Source organism: Bradyrhizobium sp. AUGA SZCCT0176 (assembly GCF_018130145.1).
In the GTDB taxonomy this organism is placed as follows: domain Bacteria; phylum Pseudomonadota; class Alphaproteobacteria; order Rhizobiales; family Xanthobacteraceae; genus Bradyrhizobium.
Map to the genome: position 1 here is coordinate 618,613 of NZ_JAFCMB010000002.1, position 20,211 is coordinate 638,823.

14 protein-coding genes and 1 pseudogene are annotated in these 20,211 nt (G+C 62.1%); 10 read left to right on the forward strand and 5 right to left on the reverse strand.

Annotated elements, in window-relative coordinates; translation table 11 throughout:
• The first annotated feature begins 10 nt into the window (after positions 1-10).
• Both JQ600_RS07895 and JQ600_RS07900 read left to right on the forward strand, forming a co-directional pair.
• Entirely contained in the window at positions 11-859 is an 849-nt protein-coding gene (locus JQ600_RS07895) for a fumarylacetoacetate hydrolase family protein (protein ID WP_212390264.1), read from the forward strand.
• A 91-nt stretch (positions 860-950) separates the two neighbouring features.
• On the forward strand, positions 951-1,928 hold the full coding sequence (locus JQ600_RS07900; RefSeq protein WP_212390265.1) for a tripartite tricarboxylate transporter substrate binding protein: 978 nt from the start codon (positions 951-953) through the stop codon (positions 1,926-1,928).
• A gap of 7 nt (positions 1,929-1,935) precedes the next feature.
• On the opposite strand, the pseudogene JQ600_RS07905 reads toward JQ600_RS07900, so the two are convergent.
• Positions 1,936-2,162 (reverse strand): annotated as a pseudogene (locus tag JQ600_RS07905) (IS5/IS1182 family transposase); the annotation flags it as partial.
• Positions 2,163-2,337: 175 nt separating this feature from the next.
• Between JQ600_RS07905 and JQ600_RS07910 the strand changes: the two are divergent.
• The 7 genes from JQ600_RS07910 (at position 2,338) to JQ600_RS07940 (ending at position 11,570) form a co-directional block, all read left to right on the forward strand.
• Complete coding sequence (locus tag JQ600_RS07910) at positions 2,338-4,122, forward strand: adenylate/guanylate cyclase domain-containing protein (RefSeq protein WP_249135735.1); 1,785 nt, start codon at positions 2,338-2,340, stop codon at positions 4,120-4,122.
• A gap of 504 nt (positions 4,123-4,626) precedes the next feature.
• Positions 4,627-5,589 (forward strand): hypothetical protein, encoded by a 963-nt coding sequence (locus JQ600_RS07915; protein WP_249135736.1) that lies wholly within the window; start codon positions 4,627-4,629, stop codon positions 5,587-5,589.
• Positions 5,590-5,858: 269 nt separating this feature from the next.
• The gene (locus JQ600_RS07920; RefSeq protein WP_212390267.1) at positions 5,859-7,649 is read left to right on the forward strand and encodes a peptide ABC transporter substrate-binding protein; all 1,791 of its coding nucleotides are present in this window, start codon (positions 5,859-5,861) and stop codon (positions 7,647-7,649) included.
• Positions 7,650-7,698: 49 nt separating this feature from the next.
• Positions 7,699-8,658 (forward strand): ABC transporter permease, encoded by a 960-nt coding sequence (locus JQ600_RS07925; protein WP_212267904.1) that lies wholly within the window; start codon positions 7,699-7,701, stop codon positions 8,656-8,658.
• A complete protein-coding gene (locus JQ600_RS07930) occupies positions 8,624-9,565 on the forward strand; it encodes an ABC transporter permease (RefSeq protein WP_212267902.1) in 942 nt (313 codons plus the stop codon). The genes JQ600_RS07925 and JQ600_RS07930 overlap by 35 nt, the downstream gene beginning before the upstream one ends.
• A 56-nt stretch (positions 9,566-9,621) precedes the next feature.
• Positions 9,622-10,602 carry an ABC transporter ATP-binding protein gene (locus tag JQ600_RS07935; protein ID WP_249135737.1) on the forward strand — a complete coding sequence of 327 codons (981 nt, stop codon included), beginning with the start codon at positions 9,622-9,624 and terminating at the stop codon, positions 10,600-10,602.
• Positions 10,599-11,570 carry an ABC transporter ATP-binding protein gene (locus tag JQ600_RS07940; protein WP_212267898.1) on the forward strand — a complete coding sequence of 324 codons (972 nt, stop codon included), beginning with the start codon at positions 10,599-10,601 and terminating at the stop codon, positions 11,568-11,570. Before JQ600_RS07935 ends, JQ600_RS07940 begins: the two co-directional genes overlap by 4 nt.
• A gap of 81 nt (positions 11,571-11,651) precedes the next feature.
• Here the strand turns inward: JQ600_RS07940 and JQ600_RS07945 are convergent, their stop codons facing one another.
• Complete coding sequence (locus tag JQ600_RS07945; protein WP_212390268.1) at positions 11,652-12,911, reverse strand: adenylate/guanylate cyclase domain-containing protein; 1,260 nt, start codon at positions 12,909-12,911, stop codon at positions 11,652-11,654.
• 369 nt (positions 12,912-13,280) lie between these two features.
• On the opposite strand from JQ600_RS07945, the gene JQ600_RS07950 reads away from it, so the two are divergent.
• Positions 13,281-14,459 carry a cupin domain-containing protein gene (locus tag JQ600_RS07950; RefSeq protein WP_212489768.1) on the forward strand — a complete coding sequence of 393 codons (1,179 nt, stop codon included), beginning with the start codon at positions 13,281-13,283 and terminating at the stop codon, positions 14,457-14,459.
• 18 nt (positions 14,460-14,477) lie between these two features.
• Here the strand turns inward: JQ600_RS07950 and JQ600_RS07955 are convergent, their stop codons facing one another.
• Genes JQ600_RS07955 through nirB form a run of 3 tightly spaced genes read right to left on the reverse strand, consistent with a single transcriptional unit; the run spans position 14,478 to position 19,957 of the window.
• A complete protein-coding gene (locus JQ600_RS07955; protein WP_212390270.1) occupies positions 14,478-17,138 on the reverse strand; it encodes a nitrate reductase in 2,661 nt (886 codons plus the stop codon).
• Between the two features lie 12 nt (positions 17,139-17,150).
• Positions 17,151-17,486: a nitrite reductase small subunit NirD gene (gene nirD, locus JQ600_RS07960; protein WP_212267890.1), complete on the reverse strand. Its 336-nt coding sequence runs from the start codon at positions 17,484-17,486 to the stop codon at positions 17,151-17,153.
• Between the two features lie 11 nt (positions 17,487-17,497).
• Positions 17,498-19,957: a nitrite reductase large subunit NirB gene (gene nirB / locus JQ600_RS07965; protein ID WP_212390271.1), complete on the reverse strand. Its 2,460-nt coding sequence runs from the start codon at positions 19,955-19,957 to the stop codon at positions 17,498-17,500.
• Positions 19,958-20,211 lie beyond the last annotated feature (254 nt).

Genomic DNA, 20,211 nt, shown 5'->3' on the forward strand with positions numbered 1-20,211 from the left:
GGACATCACAATGAAATTGGCGAGTTTTACGATCGGCAACAGCCGCACCTGGGGCGTGATCGAGGGCGAGGAAGCGATTGACGTCGGCGCGCTGCTCAGGGATCGCTACCCCGATCTCAAATCGGCGATCGCCGCCGACGCATTGGCCGCGGTGCGCGACGCCATCCGCACGGCAAAGCGTTACCCCACGGCTGAGATCATTTGGCTGCCGGTCATTCCCAATCCCGACAAGATTCTCTGCATCGGCCTGAACTACGAGATGCACCGCAAGGAAACCGGACGCGCGGAAGTCGAGAACCCCACCGTGTTCGGCCGGTTTGCCAACAGCCAGACCGGGCACCTCGCCAACATCATCCGGCCAAAACTCTCACACGATCTCGACTTCGAAGGCGAGCTCGCGATCATCATCGGAAAGCCCGGACGCCATATCGCGCGTTCTGACGCATGGAACCACATCGCCGGCTATGCCTGCTACAACGAAGGCAGCGTACGCGATTTTCAACGCCACACGCATCAGTTCACGCCCGGCAAGAATTTTCCGGAAACCGGCGCTTTCGGTCCCTGGATGATGACGCCGGACGAACTCGGCGACGTCGCACCGCTGCGGCTGCAGACCCGCGTCAATGGTCAGATCGTCCAGGATGCGACGATCGATCAGATGATTTTCGATATTCCGCGTCAGATCGAATACTGCTCGTCCTTCACGCGCCTCGAGCCGGGCGATGTGATCGCAACGGGGACGCCCGGCGGTGTTGGCGCCAAGCGAACCCCGCCGCTCTGGCTGAAGCCGGGCGACATTGTCGAGGTCGAAATCGATCGCCTTGGCGTACTGCGCAATGGCGTCGCCGACGAAATTTGATCGAAGCGGGTAGCCCGCGCCGACATTTGTCCGAGAGGACGCCGCCTCAAGCGATCAGAAATCGCAGGCGAATATTTCAGGGAGGATCACCATGCCAAAACTATCCCGCCGCGTGCTGTTGACCGGCATTGCGCTCTGCCTCTCGGGTCCGGCGTACGCACAATCATGGCCGCAAAGACCCGTGTCGGTCGTGGTGCCGCAGGCGGCGGGCAACAGCCCGGATGTGCTGTGTCGCATTATCGCTGACAAACTCTCGCGGGCGCTCGGACAGCAGTTCGTCGTCGAGAACCGTCCAGGCGCCGCGAACCTCGTTGGCACGCAGGCCGTCGCCCGCGCCGCCCCCGATGGATACACCTTCCTGTTTGCCACTTCGGCAGCGCTTGTCACCAACCCCTATACGTTCAAGAAGCTTCCCTACGATCCGATGAAGGATTTTGTGCCGGTCGCCATGGTGGCCCGAAGCAACCACGTCCTTCTCGTCAACCCCGAGGTGAAGGCCAAGACGCTTGCGGAATTGATCGCGCTGGAAAAGTCAGCGCCGGGATCCCTGAGCATGGCGGTCGACGGTCCGCGCAACCTCTCGGGCCTGATCGCACAATCGATCAACAAGCAGGCCGGGACCGGCTTCGTTCTGGTCCCCTACAATACGACCACGAACGCGGTGCAGGACAGCATGACGGGACGGGTCCAGGTGACTATACAAGCCGCATCGATTGCAGAATCCTTCATCGCGGCGGGCACGCTTCGACCTGTTGCCGTTGCGGGCAGCAAGCGCATCGGCTCGTTGCCGGACGTGCCGGCGATCGCGGAAACGTTGAAGAGCGTCGACCTGCAAGGCTGGTTCATGTTGATGGCGCCGGCCGGCACGCCCACCGACATCATCCAGAAGCTCAGCTCCGAGATTGCGGGCGCATTAAAGTCCCCGGAGGTGCAGGAGCGCGCCCCCACCCTCGGCTTTGATGTCGGCATTGGTGACGCGGTGACGCCTGCAGGCGCGAAGCGGTTTCTCGATGCCGAGCATGCGTCCGCAGGCAAGGTCATCCAGGAACTCGGTATCCAACCTGAATAGCAAGTAATTAGGGCGCGGACTCATTAGCGCGCAGCCAATTGCGGATTGATGCGAGCTTCATGAACGCTAAGTTGTTGGCCGCGAGTTTGTCGTATCGGGTCGCGACACACCGACATTGCTTGATCTTGTTGAAGAACCGATCGATCAAGTTTCGTGCGCGAGGAACGGGCTGAAGCAGATCGCGTCTTTGCGATTTCGTTTCGGCGGGATGTTTGCCCAGGCTTCTTGCTGGCGGGCAGGTCGCGCCAGGGAGCACCTGAGCGCACTTCCAAGACTAACCGCCAACCGGACATGCCCGACATGCAAAAATCGACGCGATTGACCCGTTTCGGACATGGGCATAGCCGGACGCCGGCCCACAATTCTGCTATATACCCATTCAATCTTCCCCGAGCTTTGGGGGTGCGTCTTGAGCAGCGAGCACGTAGAGCGGCGGCTGGCAGCTATTCTGGCGGCGGATGTCGCGGGCTCTTGCCGCTTGATAGGGATAGACGAAGAGGGCACGCTGGCGCGACTGAAAGCGCTTAGAAGAACGATTTTCGATCCCAAAATCGCTGAGCATCACGGACGCGTCGTCAAGAATACCGGGGACGGCGCTATTGCCGAGTTCGCCAGCGTGGTCGACGCCGTCCGATGTGCCGACGAAATTCAACGCGGCATGGCCGAACAAAATATCGACGTGCCGCACGGCAAGCAGATCGAACTCCGCATCGGCATTCACGTCGGCGATATTATTATCGAAGAAAACGATATCTTTGGTGACGGGGTCAATATTGCAGTGCGTCTCGAAGGGACGGCAGAGCCGGGCGGCATCAGCATCTCGGACGACGCTCGTCGGCAAATTCGTGGCAAGGTAGATGTAACGTTTGAGGATTTGGGTTCGCAATCCTTGAAGAATATCGCCGAGCCGATGCGGGTCTGGCGCGTCCCATACGGTCGCGCCGTGCCAGCCGTGCCGAACCGCTGGCCTGTTGATGAGACCCTTGCTCTACCCAATAAACCCTCGATCGCCGTTCTCCCCTTCACCAACCTGAGCTCCGATCCGGAACAGGAATATTTCGCGGACGGGATGGTAGATGACATCATCACAGCGCTATCTCATTTCAAGGCGCTGTTCGTCATCGCTCGCAACTCGAGCTTCACATACAAGGGGCGCGCCGTCGACGTGAAGCAGATCGGGCGCGAACTTGGGGTGCGCTACGTGTTGGAAGGCAGCGTTCGGAAGGCCGCAAACCGGGTGCGCATCACGGGACAGCTCGTCGATGCCGCCACTGGGGCACATCTTTGGGCAGAACGTTTTGATGGTGGTCTCGGCGACATCTTCAATCTGCAGGATCAGGTAACCGAGAGCGTTGTGGGGGCGATCGCGCCGGCGGTGGAAAAAGCCGAGATCGAGCGTGCCAAGCGCAAGCCGACCGAGAGTCTCGACGCCTATGCCCTCTATTTACGCGGGTTGCCCAGGTTTTATCAGGTTGCAAGCAGGCAAGCGAACGAAGAGGCATTACGCCTGTTCAACAGCGCGATCGAGCTCGACCCAGATTTTGCATCTGCCTACGGTCGTGCCGCCCATTGCTACGCCATAGCTAGGGCCAATGGCTGGATTTCAGTCACACGGAACGAGATTGCTGAGGTGACAAGGCTCGCTCAGCGGGCGGTTGAGTTGGGCAAGGATGACCCGATCGCGCTCGCCTCCGGCGGGTGGGCGCTAGCGTTTGTCGTTCGCGATCTCGAGGTGGGCGCTGGCTTGATCGATCGCGCGCTTGTGCTCAATTCCAATTGGGCCGAGGCATGGAGTTTCGGCGGCTGGGTAAAAATCTGGCTCGGCGAGCCGGAAGCGGCGATCGAGCGCTTCGCGCGTGCCATGCGCCTGAGCCCACTTGATCCGTCGCTGCTAAGAATGCCAAGCGGGACCGCGAATGCACATTTCTTCCTGGGCCGCTATGACGAAGCGGCATCGTGGGCGGCAATGGCATTGCAGGACAATCCGGACTATCAACCTGGATTACGGATCGCCGCCGCAAGCAATGCAATGGCCGGGCGGCCGGAGCAAGCACATAAGGCAGTGGCTCGGCTGCGGCGACTGAACCCCACGCTACGTGTTTCCACTCTCAAAGACGTGTTGGGCCCTTTTAGGCGGGCCGAAGACCTTTTGCGATACGAAGAAGGATTGCGGCAAGCCGGGCTGCCCGAATGACCAAAAGCAGCCTGGGACCGGATGCAACGAAGTAATCGAATGAATGCGACTTCCGTTGTTGGCACTTCTCGGAAGTGCCGTGATGTCCGACTTGAGTCCGAAACGCGCAGCAAAGCGGACGTCCGCCGACCACTCAAAATTTATGGGTTCACGTCCCAGTGCGATCGGGCGGTCGGTTGCGTGAGAGCCTGCAAGGGGGCTCATTCCCAGCCGATGCATCCACCTGCAGCATGACCTGCAACGCTGCTCCTTGATCGAACGCAACTGCCGGCTGACGAATTTTCGCGACGATGAATTCGATCGCGGCCTAAATATTTGATGACAGTTTTATGACAGCGGCGTCCATCAGCGCCGACAAGACCGATTCCTCAAGTGCAGAACGCCGACGCGCTCGCCGTCACTCCCGCAAGACTCCGACCCACGCATATTTTTGTCGTGATTCGCTGCAATTCATGACAGAAGTAAAACAATCAGATGTCAGTTCGATTAAATGCGGAGCGGTAAATGAGCTTGGAATGGCGCGCGCAACCAGCCTCCCTGGCCTGGTCGAATCCGGTGATCCGGTGGTGGGGCATGCTGACGTTGGTCAGCGGCGCCAATATCGCGGTTTGGTTCGTGCTGTACCGCCAGCTCCACGGACAGCCGATTGGAAGTCCAGCCAGCACGTCCGGCGTGGAGCTGATGCTCGCGCTCAGCGCGGCCTATGTGTTCGGTTGCGCGTTCCGCTCGATCCTGCCGCGCGCCGACGTGCAACGGATCTGCCTGTTCGACACCTGGCTGTCGAGCGTGTTCGTCGGCCGCTCGGTTGCGACCGTGGCGGAGATCGCCTTCGCGGCACAATGGGCTGTTATCCTGCACCAGCTCGGCACCATCACGGGCGCGGACACCACCGTGAACGCCGCCTGGGTGATCGTGCCGCTGATCGTGATCGCGGAGTGCTTCTCCTGGCACGCGGTGCTGACCACCAAATATCTGAACAACGCCATCGAGAATTCGATCTGGGCCGTCGTCTTCTTCATCATCGGCGTCGGTCTCTGCCGCCTGCTGCCGGAGTTCGACGGTGCGGTGCGCGCGATCCTGATCGTCACGATCGTCGGGATCGCGTTTTATCTGGCGTTCCTGATGACCGTCGACGTCCCGATGTATTTGAACCGATGGCGGGCCGATGTCGCCGACGGCAATCCGCTGCTGCACCCGCTCGAGGGTCTGCGCGACGTGCGCACGCGCTGGATCGTGACGCACGACATTGCCGAGTGGAAGGAAGAGATTGCCTGGATGTCGCTGTATTTCAGCCTGGCGGTCTGGTCGAGCCTTGCGCTGTGCGTGTTCTATTCGCTTGGGGATCAACTGCCGCGCTATCGCACCCCGGCGCCCGTCGCGAGCTTGCCGTCGACCGCGAGCATTTCGTCGCAGGCGCCGGCGGTCGTTGCCGGGCTTGAGCCGGGCATGGTGCGCCACCGCAATTAGGCGCGGACGCCGCTTTTCCCAACGAACTAGCGTGGCTGCAGTCCGGATAACCGGTCTCGTGGCGAACCGGTCGCTTGGTCCGCCGGGTCAAGCCGGACTTTTGGTCAAGACGGTTTTGGCGAAGCGTGGCCCGGTTCCTGCTTTGACAGGCTGGTACTAACCTGATCCATTTCCTTGGTGGTCCGATCATTTGGTCCACGCCCCCTGCGGCGGCAGGGGCGCCAGGGGGCGTGAGTCAGACATTTTGCACCAGCCGAGGAGCCAATCCGATGCAAGAACGGGAACTTCGAGATCTCATTGCAGACGTCAAGACCGGACGCTTGTCGCGGCGGTCTTTTGTCCAGCAGATGATCGCCGTCGGCCTGACGGCACCGATGGCCGGCATGATGCTGGCCCAATCCGGGGTGGCGATGGCCCAGACCGCGATCCCCTACAAGCCGACCAAGGCCGGCGGCGGCGGGCTTTTGAAAATCCTGTACTGGCAGGCAGTCACCCTGCTCAACCCGCATTTCGCCGTCGGCACCAAGGACCAGGACGGCTCCCGCGTCTTTTACGAGCCGCTGGCCGGATGGGACCAGGAGGGCAATCTGGTCCCGGTGCTGGCCGCCGAAATTCCAAGCAAGGAAAACAACGGCCTCACCGAGGACGGCCTCTCGGTGGTCTGGAAGCTGAAAAAGGGCGTCAAATGGCATGACGGCATGCCGTTCACGGCTGACGACGTCGTGTTCAACTGGGAATATGCGCGCAATCCCGAGACCGCCGCGGTCTCGATCGCCAGCTACAAGGACGCCAAGGTCGAAAAGGTCGACGATTTCACCGTTCGCGTGACGTTTTCAAAGCCGACGCCGTTCTGGGCCGACGCCTTTGTCGGCACCTACGGCATGATCATCCCGAAACATCTGTTTGCCGATTACATCGGCGGCAAGTCGCGCGACGCGCCGGCCAACCTCAAGCCGGTGGGTACCGGTCCTTACGTTTTCGTCGATTTCAAGCCGGGCGACATCGTCCGCGGCAAGCTCAATCCGAACTACCACATGCCCAACCGTCCGTATTTCGACAACATCGAAATCAAGGGCGGCGGCGATGCGGTGTCGGCCGCGCGCGCGGTGCTGCAGACCGGGGAATATGACTATGCCTGGAACATGCAGGTGGAAGATGAAATCCTGACCAAGCTGGAAGGCGCCGGCAAGGGCAAGGTCAACATCGTCGAGACCGGCAATATCGAATTCATCATGCTCAACTCGACCGATCCGGCGGCGGAGGTCGACGGCGAACGCGCCAGCGTCAAGACCAAGCATCCGCTGTTCAGCGACCCGGCGGTGCGCCAGGCCATCAATCTCCTGATCGATCGCGCCTCGATCGAGAAGTTCATCTATGGCCGAACGGCGAGCGCCACCGCAAACTTCCTCAACGCCCCGGAGAAGGTTCGCTCGAAAAACACCAAATTCGAGTTCAACATAGAGAAGGCCAACGCGATCCTGGAAGCCGCCGGCTGGAAAAAGGGCGGCGACGGCATTCGCGCCAAGGACGGCAAGCCGCTGCGGTTCGTCTACCAGACCTCGATCAACGCGCCCCGCCAGAAAACGCAGGCCATCATCAAGCAGGCGTGCCAGAAGGCAGGCATCGACGTCGAGCTGAAGTCGGTGGTGGCATCGGTGTTTTTCTCCTCCGACGCCGCCAATCCCGACACCTACACGCATTTCTATTGCGATGCGCAGATGTACAACACCACCATGACGCAGCCCGACCCCGGGTTCTTCATGAACCAGTATCTGTCGTGGCGCGCCGCGAACAAGGAAAACAAGTGGCAGGGCCGCAACGTCTCGCGCTGGCAGAACAAGGAATATGACGAGATTTACAAGCAGGCCGAGCAGGAACTCGATGCCGTGAAGCGGGCCGCGATGTTCATCAAGCTCAACGACCTCGTCGTGACGGACAACTACATCCAGCCCCTGCTCCGCCGGCCGAAAGTCTCGGCCGTCGCCGGCAATCTGGCGGTGCCTCTCAGCGGCTGGGACAACGATCTATGGCAGATCGCGAACTGGTACCGTGAGACCTGAGGTGAGCTTTGCGATGCGCAAGATCTGAACGGGCGGTGGCAGGACGACCATGGGAAAATACATCCTCCGGCGCCTGATCATCGCCCTGCCCAGCCTGCTCGGCATCAGCCTCATTCTCTTTGTGCTGCTGGCGCTGGCGCCGGGCGATCCGTTCGGCGAACTTGCCACCAACTCCAATGTGCCGCCCGAAGTCCGGGAGGCGCTGCGGGTGAAGTTCGGCATCGACGATCCGATTTTCATCCGCTATTTGCGCTGGCTCGCCGCGATGCTGCAGGGCGACTGGGGCTTTTCGTTCGCCAGCCGCATCGACGTCGACCAGTTGATCCTGCAGCGGGTTCCAACCACGCTGTTCGTGGTCGGCTCGTCGCAGATCCTTGCACTGGCGGTGGCGCTGCCGGTCGGCGTCTATGCGGCGATGCGGCCCTATTCGATCTTCGACCAGATCGCCAACACTTTTGCCTTCATCGGCTTCTCGCTGCCGACCTTCTTCACCGGACTGCTGCTGATCCTGATCTTCAGCATCAATCTCGGCTGGCTGCCGTTCGTCTACCGGGTCGATATCCCGGCCACCGGCTGGGCCTGGGCTTTCGAATATTTCAAGCAGGCGATCATGCCGATTTCGGTGCTCGGGCTGTTTCAGGCCGCCTCCTATACCCGCTACGTCCGCTCGGCGGTGCTCGACGTGATCCGCCTCGATTATGTCACCACGGCACGCTCGAAGGGTCTCAATGAAGGCAAGGTCGTCATCAAGCACGTGGTGCGCAACGCCTTGATTCCCGTGGTGACGCTGGTCGCGCTGCAAATGCCGGCCGTGTTCGGCGGCGCCATCGTCACCGAACAGATCTTCCGCATCCCCGGCATTGGTTCACTGCTGATCAGCGCCATCCTCGCCAACGACACACCGGTCATCATGGCGGTGACCTTCGTGTTCGCCTGTCTCGTCGTCGTCTTCAACCTATTGGCCGATATCATCTATGGCTGGCTCGACCCACGCATCTCCTATCGCTGACGTCGTCGTTCCGCTCGAGGGACGCCCGCGTCACATTTCGCCCGGCTATGAGGTGTGGCGAAAATTTCGCCGCCATCGCATGGCGGTGGCGAGCATCGGCATTTTGACGTTGCTGACCGCGGCCGTTCTGTTCGGACCGCTGATCTGGCGGATACCGATCAACGAAATCGATTTCACCGCGCGGCTCGCTCACCCGTCGTGGGACCACCCGTTCGGCACCGACGATCTCGGCCAGGACCTGCTGGCGCGCATGCTGTATGGCGGACGCATTTCGCTGGCGGTCGGCTTCGCGGCGATGGCGGTCGCCATCATCGTCGGCGTGCTGATCGGGGCGATCTCGGGCATCTCCCGCGGCAGCGTCGACGCCGCGCTGATGTGGATCACCGATCTGTTCCTGGCGTTGCCGCAACTGCCGCTGCTGCTATTGGTGATCTATCTGTTCCGGGATTTTCTCAAGAACTGGGTCGGCCCCGAGGGCGGCGTCTTCATCCTGATCGTGCTCGTGATCGGTGCGTTTCGCTGGATGCCGGTGGCGCGGCTGGTGCGCGCGCAGTTCCTGTCGCTGCGCGAAAAGGAATTCGTCGAAGCGGCGCGCGCGCTCGGCGCCACCACGCCGCGGCTGGTGATCAGGCACATCCTGCCGAACTCGCTCGGGCCTGTCATCGTGGCCGGCACCATCGACGTCGCGGCGGCGATCATCGCGGAATCGACGCTGTCGTTTCTCGGCCTCGGTTTTCCGCCTGACATCCCGACCTGGGGGCGGCTGTTGTTCGACGCCAAGGATTATCTCGACATCGCACCGCATTGGGCGCTGTTCGCGGGCGCCGCGATTTTCCTGACCGTGCTCACCATCAATTTCATTGGCGACGGATTGCGCGACGCGCTCGACCCCCGGAGAGTCATGTAATGTTGCGTCCGGAGGATACCGCGAGCGTGGGTGCGAAACCGACTGACGAAGCGCCCATGCTCGACATCAGGGGCTTGAAGACGCATTTCGCGACCGATGACGGCGTCGTGCAGGCGGTCGACGGCGTCGATATTGCCGTCCGGCGCGGGGAGACGGTCTGCGTGGTCGGCGAGTCCGGTTGCGGCAAGACGGTCACGGCGCTTTCCGTGCTCAAGCTGATCGCAATGCCCCCCGGGCGGATCGCCGGCGGGCAGATCCTGTGGCAGGGCCGCGACCTGGTGCCGATGGCGGCGGACGAGATGAACCGGATTCGCGCCAAGGAAATCGCCATCGTGTTCCAGGAGCCGATGACCTCGCTCAATCCGGTCTACACCATCGGCGACCAGATCGGCGAAGTAATCGCCCTGCATGAAGGCCTCGGACGCCGCGCCGTGCTGGAGCGGACCATCGACATGCTGGCGCTGGTCCAGATCCCGAACCCGGCGCGCCGCGTCAACGACTACCCGCACCAGTTTTCCGGCGGCATGCGGCAACGCGTGATGATCGCGATGGCGCTGTCCTGCCATCCGAAGCTCCTGATCGCGGACGAGCCGACCACGGCGCTCGACGTCACGATCCAGGCGCAGATCCTCGATCTGCTGCAGGACATGAAATCGCGCCTCGGCATGTCGATCATGCTGATCACCCACGCCATGGGCGTCGTCGCCGAAGTCGCCCAGCGCGTGGTGGTGATGTATGCGGGCAAGGTGGTGGAGGAAGCGGCGGTCGAGCAGCTGTTTGCCAACCCGCGCCATCCCTATACGCAGGGCCTGATCCGCTCGATCCCGCGCGTCGACAGGGGCGGCGGGCGCAAGGCCCGGCTGCAGACCATCGCCGGCACGGTGCCGAAGCTGATCAACCCGCCCGAGGGCTGCCGCTTCGCGCCGCGCTGCGGTTTTGCGACCGATGAATGTGTGCGCGCGCAGCCTGCCTTGCGTGAGCTCGAACCCGGCCACAAGGTGGCCTGCATCCACGCCGAAACGACGGTGGTTCAATGAGCGAGCCGCTGCTCAAAGTCGCAAAACTGACCAAGGAATTTCCGCTCAAGGGCGGGCTGTTCAGCGGTCAAACCGCCAGCGTTCATGCGGTCGACGGCGTCGATTTTCACGTCGACCGCGGCGAAACGCTGGGCCTGGTCGGGGAATCCGGCTGCGGCAAATCGACCACCGGCCGCTGCGTGCTTCGCCTGATCGAACCGAGTTCGGGCGAAATCCATTTCGACGGAAAGGATGTCCGGTCGCTCAAGGCCGACGACCTTCGCATCCTGCGCCGCGACATCCAGATCATCTTTCAGGACCCTTACGCGTCGCTCAATCCGCGCATGAATGTGGGCGCGATCGTCGGCGAAGCGCTGATCATCCACCAACTGACCAAGACCAAACAGCAGTTCGAAGAGCGCGTGGTGGATTTGCTGGAAACCGTCGGCCTGCGCGCGGACCATATGAGCCGCTATCCGAACGAATTCTCCGGCGGCCAGCGCCAGCGCATCGGCATCGCGCGGGCGCTTGCGGTCGAGCCCAAGCTGATCATCTGCGACGAGCCGGTGTCGGCGCTGGACGTTTCGATCCAGGCCCAGGTCATCAACCTGCTGGAAGATCTGCAGGAAAAGTTCGGGCTCGCCTATCTCTTCATCGCCCACGATCTTGCGGTGGTCGAGCATATCTCCAAGCGTATCGCGGTGATGTATCTCGGGCGCATTGTCGAGATGGCGTCAGCCCACGAACTCTATGCCTCGCCGCGGCATCCCTACACCGAAGCGCTGCTGTCGGCGGTGCCGATACCGGATCCGAAAGTGAAGCGGCAGCGCGTCCGGCTGTCGGGCGAAGTGCCGAACCCGATTTCTCCGCCGACCGGCTGTCACTTTCACACCAGATGCCCGATCGCGCAGTTTCCGTTATGCAAGAGCGAGGCCCCGCCGCTCAAGCAAAGCGCCGACGGGCACTGGGTCGCCTGCCATTTCCGCTGAAGGCAAGTCTGCACGGCGCGCCGTTCCATCGAGATGATCCGGCGATGGCGCCCTTCCCGGGCGCTGGCGCAAAGCGCGCGCTCATTCCTGTTTCCAGAACCGGTCGTTTGGCGTTATCCCGGCCGGATCAGAGGACAATTCGGGCCGGATGCGGTTGAGGTAATACATATTCACCAAACCCTGATGCTTCACTTCGACGGCCCCACGAGCGTCGGTCTCGAATCGCGTTTTGATGTGCTGCCAGGTCGATTCGGCGATGCTGATGCGTCCGGGAGCGCCGGCGGCTTCGACGCGCTGGGTTATATTCACGGTATTTCCCCAGATATCGTAGGTGAATTTGTGTTTCCCGACGACGCCGGCGATGACCGGTCCGGTATTGATTCCAATTCTTACCTGCCACGCCGGAAGGTGCAGCTTCTCGCGTTGCCGATTGAGTCTGGCCAGGTGATCGATGACCTGCAGCGCCGCCAACGCGGCATCGATGGCGTGCGAGCGGTTAGGCTCCGGCACGCCGCCGACAGCGAGATAGGCGTCTCCGATCGTCTTGAGTTTTTCGAGGCGATGCTTGGCCATGATGTCGTCGAACCTGGTGAAGTGCTGGTCGAGCTGGTCAATGACGCTCGCCGGCTCCATGGTTTCGACCAGTCGGGTGAAGCCGGTGAAATCGATCAGCATCACCGTCGCAGAATCGAAGAAGCGCGGCTGAACGCGGTCATTTGCCTTGAGCTCGGCTGCGATGGATGACGGCAGGATGTTCAGCAGCAGCTTGTCCGATTCGGCTTTCCCGGCGACGGCCTGGTCGCGTGCACGCTCCAACTCACGCAGCATCTCGTTGCGCACGAGCAATTGCCGGCGCAATTCGAGGTGAACCATCGTCTGGTGTGCCAGTCGTCTGAGCGCCTCCTGCTGCCCGAAGGTAAGTTCCCGCGGCTCGAAGGCGATCACGCACAAAGTGCCCAGCGCATAGCCGTCCTGCGTGATGAGGGGAACGCCGCAATAGAAGCGAATGTGCATATCGCCCGTCACTAGCGGGCTGGTATTGAATCGTTGATCCTTTATCAGGTCGGGAATGTAGAGGATGTCGTTGTTGCAGATCGTGGCCGTGCAGATCGAAATTTCCCGCGGGCATTCGGAAAGCTCTGCTGGAAGTGGACCATACTTCGCCTTGATCCACTGCCGCGATGCGTCGACGAAGCTGACCAAAGCGGCGGGGCAGCCGCAGATCTGCGCCGCCAGTTCGGTGATTTCGTCGAAACCGGCTTCTGGAAGCGTGTCGAGGATTGCGTAGTTTGTCAGCGCGACAAGGCGTCCGGGCTCATTGACTGGAATCGTCTGGTTCATGACAAGCCCTTCGCGTTAGCCGCGTCATCAAGTCTGGTCGCGAGACAAGAGCCGTCACATAGCCATCATCGCATCTCTCTGTCGCCTAAGACGAACATGCGGCTACCGGTCAGAAAGCTCCTGGAGCTATTCCTGTTGGCTCAAATTAGCACAGTGACGACTGGAAGACGAGCGATGGGAAGAGCGCAGCAGGACTATGCGTGGCCGACATCGCCATTGGCCAGGTCCGGGTTGCACCGCGAGCGGACCTGCACAGGCTGGACGTGAAGCCTGGCCGCCAGCATGATCCCGTGAGATCGCTAGCCCGTGCCGGCACGAGAGGCGGCACGGCCGCCCGCCGGAGGATTTTCGCTCACCAGGGAGACCAACATGTCCAATCCGCAACGCCGGGAGTTTCTCCCTGCCGCCGCTGCCATCGCCTCGCTGGCGACGCTGGCCGGATCGCAAGTGGCGGTCGCCGGCGATCCCAGCTTCATGAACAACGTCCCCGATCCCGCGCTGTCGGGAAAGGACCTGCCGACCTTCAAGTTCGCGCTGGAGAAATCCGCCGGCAAGGTGATCGGCAACAGCTACGGCAAGGAAGCCACCGTTACGCAGCTGCCGATCTCCAAGGGAATTGCCGGGGTTTCGATGCGGCTCGAGCCCGGCGCGATGCGCGAGATGCACTGGCACGCCACCGCGGCCGAATGGGCGTTCGTGTTCGAGGGGCGCGTTCGCACCACCGTCGTCGATCCCAACGGCTTTGCCGAGACCAACGATTTCGATCCGGGCGACGTCTGGTACTTTCCCCGCGGTCACGGCCACATGCTGCAATGTCTTGGCGACAAGCCCTGCCGTTTCATTCTGATCTTCGACAACGGTTATTTTTCCGAGTTCGGCACCTTCAGCATCACCGACTGGATCGGCCACATCCCGAAAGCGCTGCTGGCGAAGAACTTCGGCGTGCCGGAATCGGCGTTCGACAATTTCCCCAACGACGAAGTGTATTTTGCCCGCGGCAAGCCGCCACCCGCGGAGCCGTCGGTGCCGCTGCAGGGCTGGAAGCTGCCGCCGCAAACGCACAGATACCGCCTGCTGGCGCAGCCGCCGCACGGCATCTTTCAGGGCGGCCGGGAATGGCGCGTCGATTCAAGCCGCTTTCCGATTGCGAAAACCATCACCGGCGTCGTGCTCGATCTCGATCCCGGTGCGCTGCGAACACTGCACTGGCATCCGAATGCAGACGAGTGGCAGTACGTGCTGGACGGCACCGTCAGCGTCACGCTGTTCGGCTCGCACGGGCGCACAAGGATAGAGCAGTTGCAGCAGGGCGACGTCGGCTATATCCCGCAAGGCTACGGGCACTCCATTGAAAATATCGGCGACAAGCCTGCGCGCATCCTGATCGGCTTCAATTCCGGTATCTACGAGACCATCGACCTGTCGCAATGGATCGCGGCCAACCCGGCCGACGTGCTCGCCACCAATTTCAGCCAGCCGCCTGAACTGTTCGGGAAATTTCCGCATCGCGACGTGTTCGTCACGGGCAAGGATGGACCCGGCAAATAGGCCGGGAATCGGAAAAACTCACGCCGGCAGGGGTTTTGGCACAGGCGCGCCATTGAGCAGCTTGCCGATCTCCGGCTTGCATGCCCCGCAATTGGTGCCGGCTTTTAATCGTTGACCAATGGCTTCGACATTTCTCGCGCCTTTGTTGATTTCGGCCGAGATCTGCCGTTGCCCGATGCCGAAGCACGAGCAGACGATCGGCCCGATATCCTCGCCGGCTTCCAGCGGCTGCCCTGTGAGCAGCGACATCCGCGCCTTTGGCGAGAGCGTGTTTTCCGCGAACAAATTGGTCAGCCATGAACGCGACACCAGCTTGTGGTCCGAGGCGATGAAGATGCATCCCTCCAACCGCCCGTCGCGAATGCTCGCGTAACGATACCGGCCGATGCTCGGATCGCGATAGGCGATCCATTCGATGTCCGCCTGCTCGGCGCGGAGCTGCGCGCGCGCCCAATCGCGCCAGCTCGGCGGCCGTTCCTCGATCGCCAGCTCCATGCGCCAGCACATGCCCGACCGTCCGGAAACCCAGTACCCCTTCTCCGGGCGCTCGATCTCGTAACGGCTTAGAATGAAGGCATGCCATTTCGGCAGATAGGGCTCGGCCTTCACTGGCGTATGCTTGGATTCCGGCTGTCCGGATATCGGATCGGTCGCGGGATTGACCAGCGCGTTGATCAGGCCGTCGCCGGCATACTCGCCATTCCAGTGCATCGGCACGAACACGCAGCCGCGCCGCTGTTCGGCGGTGACGGTCACGCGCGCCACCATCTGGCCCCAGGGACTGGACAGCCGGGCGAGCGCGCCGTCGTCGAGCCCCGCCTTGCGCGCATCCTCGGGGTGGAATTCCGCACAGGGTTCGAACATGTGCATCATCAGTCGCGGCGATTTCCCGGTCCGCGTCATGGTGTGCCACTGGTCGCGAATCCGGCCGGTGTTGAGAATCAGAGGATGCTCGCGGCTGGTCGGGTTCTTGGGCGGGCGCGGCACAACCGGAATAAAGCGCGCCTTGCGATCGGGGGTGAAGAATCCGCCGGTCTCGAACAGCCGCTGCGTGCCGGTCGGATAATCCCGCGTCACCGGCCATTGTACCGGGGCCAGCGTCTCGTAAGCGCGATCATCGAGCGTGCTCAAGGCGGAGAGATCGAAATCCCGCACGCCATTATTCTCAAAGCCGGAGAGGCTGGCGTGCTCCCGAAATATCCCGGCCACGCTCGTATAGTCGAAGCCTGAAAATCCCATGCGGCGGGCGACATCGCAGATGATCCGCCAATCCGGACGCGCGGAGCCGGGTGCCGGCAAGAACGGCCGTTGCCGGGAGATGCGGCGCTCGGAATTGGTGACGGTGCCGTCCTTTTCGCCCCACGCCGTCGCAGGCAGCAGCACATGGCCGTGACGCGTCGTGTCGGTATGCCGCATGCAATCCGACACCACGACGAGGTCGCAGGCATCCAGCGCGGCGCGCGCGCGAGTGGCATCCGGCAGGCTGACCAGCGGATTGGTGGACATGATCCAGACCGCCTTGATGCGGCCGTCGGCCATCGCGTCGAACATCTCGACCGCCTTGAGCCCGGACTTGTCCGCGATGACGGGCGAGCGCCAGAAGCGCTGCACGAGTTCGCGATGGCGCGGGTTCTCGATCTCCATATGGGCGGCGAGCTGATTGGCGAGGCCACCGACTTCGCGTCCGCCCATCGCATTGGGCTGGCCGGTGAGCGAGAACGGCCCCATGCCGGGCTTTCCGATCCGGCCGGTCAGCAGATGGCAGTTGATGATCGCATTGACCTTGTCGACGCCGCTGCTCGACTGATTGATGCCCTGGGAATAGAGCGTGACGACGCGCTCGGTCCTGGCGAACCAGCTGAAAAACTGCTCGACTGCACTGCCCGTCAGCCCGCAGACGTCAGCCGTGTGCGCCACGGTCTGGCCAGCTACTTGCGCCAGCGCCGCCTCGGCGCCGGTGGTGAAATCGCCGACGAACGCGCCATCGGCCGCCTTGTTCTTCGCAAGATACGCCAGCAATCCGTTGAACAAAACGGAGTCGCTGCCCGAACGAACCGGCAGATGCAGGTCGGCGCCCTCGCAGGTCGCCGTCCGGCGCGGGTCGATGACGACGATGCGGCAAGCGGGATTTTTGGCTTTCGCCGCCAGCATGCGCTGGTGAAGAATCGGATGGCACCAGGCCGCATTGGATCCGACCAGGACCAGCAGGTCGGCCAGTTCCAGATCTTCATAACAACCCGGAACGGTGTCGCTGCCGAAGGCACGCTTGTGACCCACCACGCTGGAGGCCATGCACAGCCGCGAATTGGTATCGATATTGGCGGTGCCGACAAAGCCCTTCGCGAGCTTGTTGACGACGTAGTAGTCCTCGGTGAGAAGCTGGCCCGAGACGTAGAACGCCACCGCGTCAGGCCCGTGCTCCCGGATCGCCTTGCTGAATCCATCGGCGACATGGCCGAGCGCGGCATCCCAGGTCGCAGCGCGGCCGTTGACCATGGGCTCGAGCAGGCGTCCTTCCAGATCGACTGTTTCAGCCAGCGCCGATCCTTTCGCGCACAGCCGCCCGAAATTTGCCGGATGCAGCGGATCACCCCGGACCGTGACGGCCCCCGCCGGATCCCTGTCGGCCACGACGCCGCAGCCGACGCCGCAATAGGGACATGTCGTCTTGACTGGCACGCGTCGTTACCCTCAATCGGCGGAAGCGGCGACTACCTCACGAACGGACAGCCACACGGTGCCGTTCTCCACCTTGGCCGGATACGAATGCGCGCATCCCTCGTCAGGAGCGACCGCCTCGCCGTTTGCAAGCTCGATGACGAAATTGTGCAGCGGACAGGTGACGCGCTTGTTGTGCACGATGCCTTGCGACAACGGTCCGCCCTTGTGCGGGCAGCGATCGTCCAGCGCGAACACCTCGTCGTCTTCGGTGCGGAATACCGCGATGTTTCCCGACGCCGTGCGCACCACGCGGGCGCCGAGGCGCGGAATCTGGTCCAGGGCTCCGATTTCAATCCACCGTGTCATGCGAGCTCCGGTCATGCGAGTTCCAGCTCCGCCATCGGCGCGAACTCGTTGCGATCGACGCCGCGTTGGGCGCGTTCCGCCCATGGATCGCTTTGCGAGAACTGCTGCGAATACACGAAACGGTCGTACAGCGCTTTGCGGTTGGTGAGATCCTCGACCACCTGCTTGCGGATGGCATCGAGACCGACACGATCGCACCACTTGTATATCCGCTCCAGATACCAGCCCTGCTCGCGATAGAGCTGCGTCAGTGCCGCGATCAACTCCAGCGTCTCCTCCTCGGTCGCCACCTTGGCGAGGAATTCGGTTCCCTTGATGTGAAGGCCGGCGGCGCCCGCGAAATGGATCTCGTATCCGGAATCGACGCAGATCACGCCGACATCCTTGCAGGTCGATTCGGCGCAGTTGCGCGGACAACCCGACACCGCCATCTTCACCTTGGCCGGGGCCCAGGACCCCCACATGAATCTTTCAATCTTGATGCCGAGGCCGGTCGAGTCCTGGGTACCAAAGCGGCACCATTCCGAGCCGACGCAGGTCTTCACCGTACGCAGCCCCTTGGCATACGCATGCCCGGACACCATGCCGGCGTCGTTGAGGTCGGCCCACACCGCAGGCAGATCCTCCTTCTTGACGCCGAGCAGATCGATGCGCTGGCCGCCGGTGACCTTGACGGTCGGAATCTTGAACTTGTCGGCGACGTCGGCAATGGCCCGTAATTCGTCCGGCGTGGTCACGCCGCCCCACATCCGCGGCACCACCGAATAGGTGCCGTCCTTCTGGATGTTGGCATGAACGCGTTCGTTGATGTAACGCGACTGCTGGTCGTCGCGATATTCGCCGGGCCAGGTGGCGAGCAAATAATAGTTCAGCGCCGGCCGGCAGGAATGGCAACCGTTGGCGGTCTTCCAATCCATGAACTTCATGACATCGGGGATGGTCTTCAACTGCTGCTCGACGATGACGCGGCGCGCGTCGTCATGGCTGTGATCGGTGCACTTGCACATCGGCTTGACCTTCGGCGCCGTCGAATAGTCGCCACCGAGCGTGAACGCGAGCACTTGCTCGACGAGGCCGGTACATGAGCCGCATGACGATGACGCCTTGGTGTGGGCGCGTACGTCATCGATCGTGAACAGCTTCTTTTCGGCGATCGCCTTGACGATGGTGCCCTTGCAGACGCCGTTGCAGCCGCAGATCTCGGCCTCGTCGCCCATCGCGGCAACCGAATTCTGGCCGGCGTGACCGCCGTCGCCGAGATTGGCCGCACCGAATACCAGGCGCTCGCGCATCTGCGAGATATCGGTGCCGTCGCGCAGATGCTGGAAATACCAGGGCCCGTCGACCGTATCGCCGTAAAGCACGGCGCCGACGATCTTCTTGTCGCGCAGGACGATCCGCTTGTAGACGCCACGCGCGGCGTCCTGCATCACGACTTCTTCCTTGTCGGCGCCGGGCGCAAAATCGCCGGCGGAGAACAGGTCGATGCCCGTCACCTTCAGCTTGGTCGAGACCACCGATCCCGAATAGCTGGCAAAGCCCTTCATGGCGAGCTGATTGGCGCAGACCTTGGCCTGATCGAACAGCGGCGCGACCAGACCGTAGGTCTGGCGACGGTGCTGCACGCATTCTCCGACCGCGTAGATGCGCCCGTCATAGGTCTGCATGGTGTCGGAGACGACAATGCCACGCTCGCAATGGATGCCCGCCTTCTGCGCGAGCTCGATGTTCGGGCGGATACCGACGGCCATCACGACCAGGTCGGCCGGCAGCTCCACGCCATCGGCAAAGCGCACGCCCGTGACGCGGTCCTCGCCCAGGATCGCCTGCGTCTGCGCCGGCATCTTGAACACCATGCCGCGCTCTTCCAGCGACTTGCGCAACATTCCGCTTGCAACCGGATCGAGCTGGCGTTCCATCAGGCAGTCGAGCAGATGCACGACGGTGACGTTCATGCCGCGCTTCATCAACCCGTTGGCGGCCTCGAGGCCGAGCAAGCCTCCACCGATCACGACGGCGTTCGGATGGCTCGTCGAGGCTTCAACCATGCGCTCGACGTCCTGGATATCCCGAAAGCCAATGACGCCGGGAAGATCCTTGCCGGGGAGCGGCAACATGATCGGGTTGGAGCCGGTCGCGATCAGCAGCCGATCATAAGCAACGCGCGCGCCCGTGGCGGTGACGACTTCGCAGGTGCGCCGGTCGATCATCACGATCGTCTCGCCCTTGCGCAGCGTGATGCCGTTGTCGTCATACCATTGCTCGGTGTTGAGCATGATGTCGTCGACGGACTTCTCGCCGGAGAGAACCGGCGACAGCAGGATACGATTGTAATTGCCGTAAGGCTCGGAACCGAACACCGTGATGTCGTAGAGATCAGGCGCACGCTCCAGCAGCGTTTCCACTGTGCGGATGCCGGCCATGCCGTTGCCGATCACCACCAGCTTCTGCCTGCTAACTTTCTCGAGCATGATCTGCCTTTCGCATTCCGACGACACCGCGCGTCGACGCGCCATGCGTCGTCGATCGGTGGAATAGAGATTGGGAGTTTTGAGGAGCCCATCCGCGGGCAGCTGACCATCATCAATGACGATCGATATTTCCTTGAATACAAAACGCGTGCCAACTCGGCAGCAGCGATTCCGCGAGCGATATCAATAGGTTTATCGGCTGCCGCGAATTCGGGCGCTTGTGCGCACCGCACAAAAAAGCACCACCCTGCGCG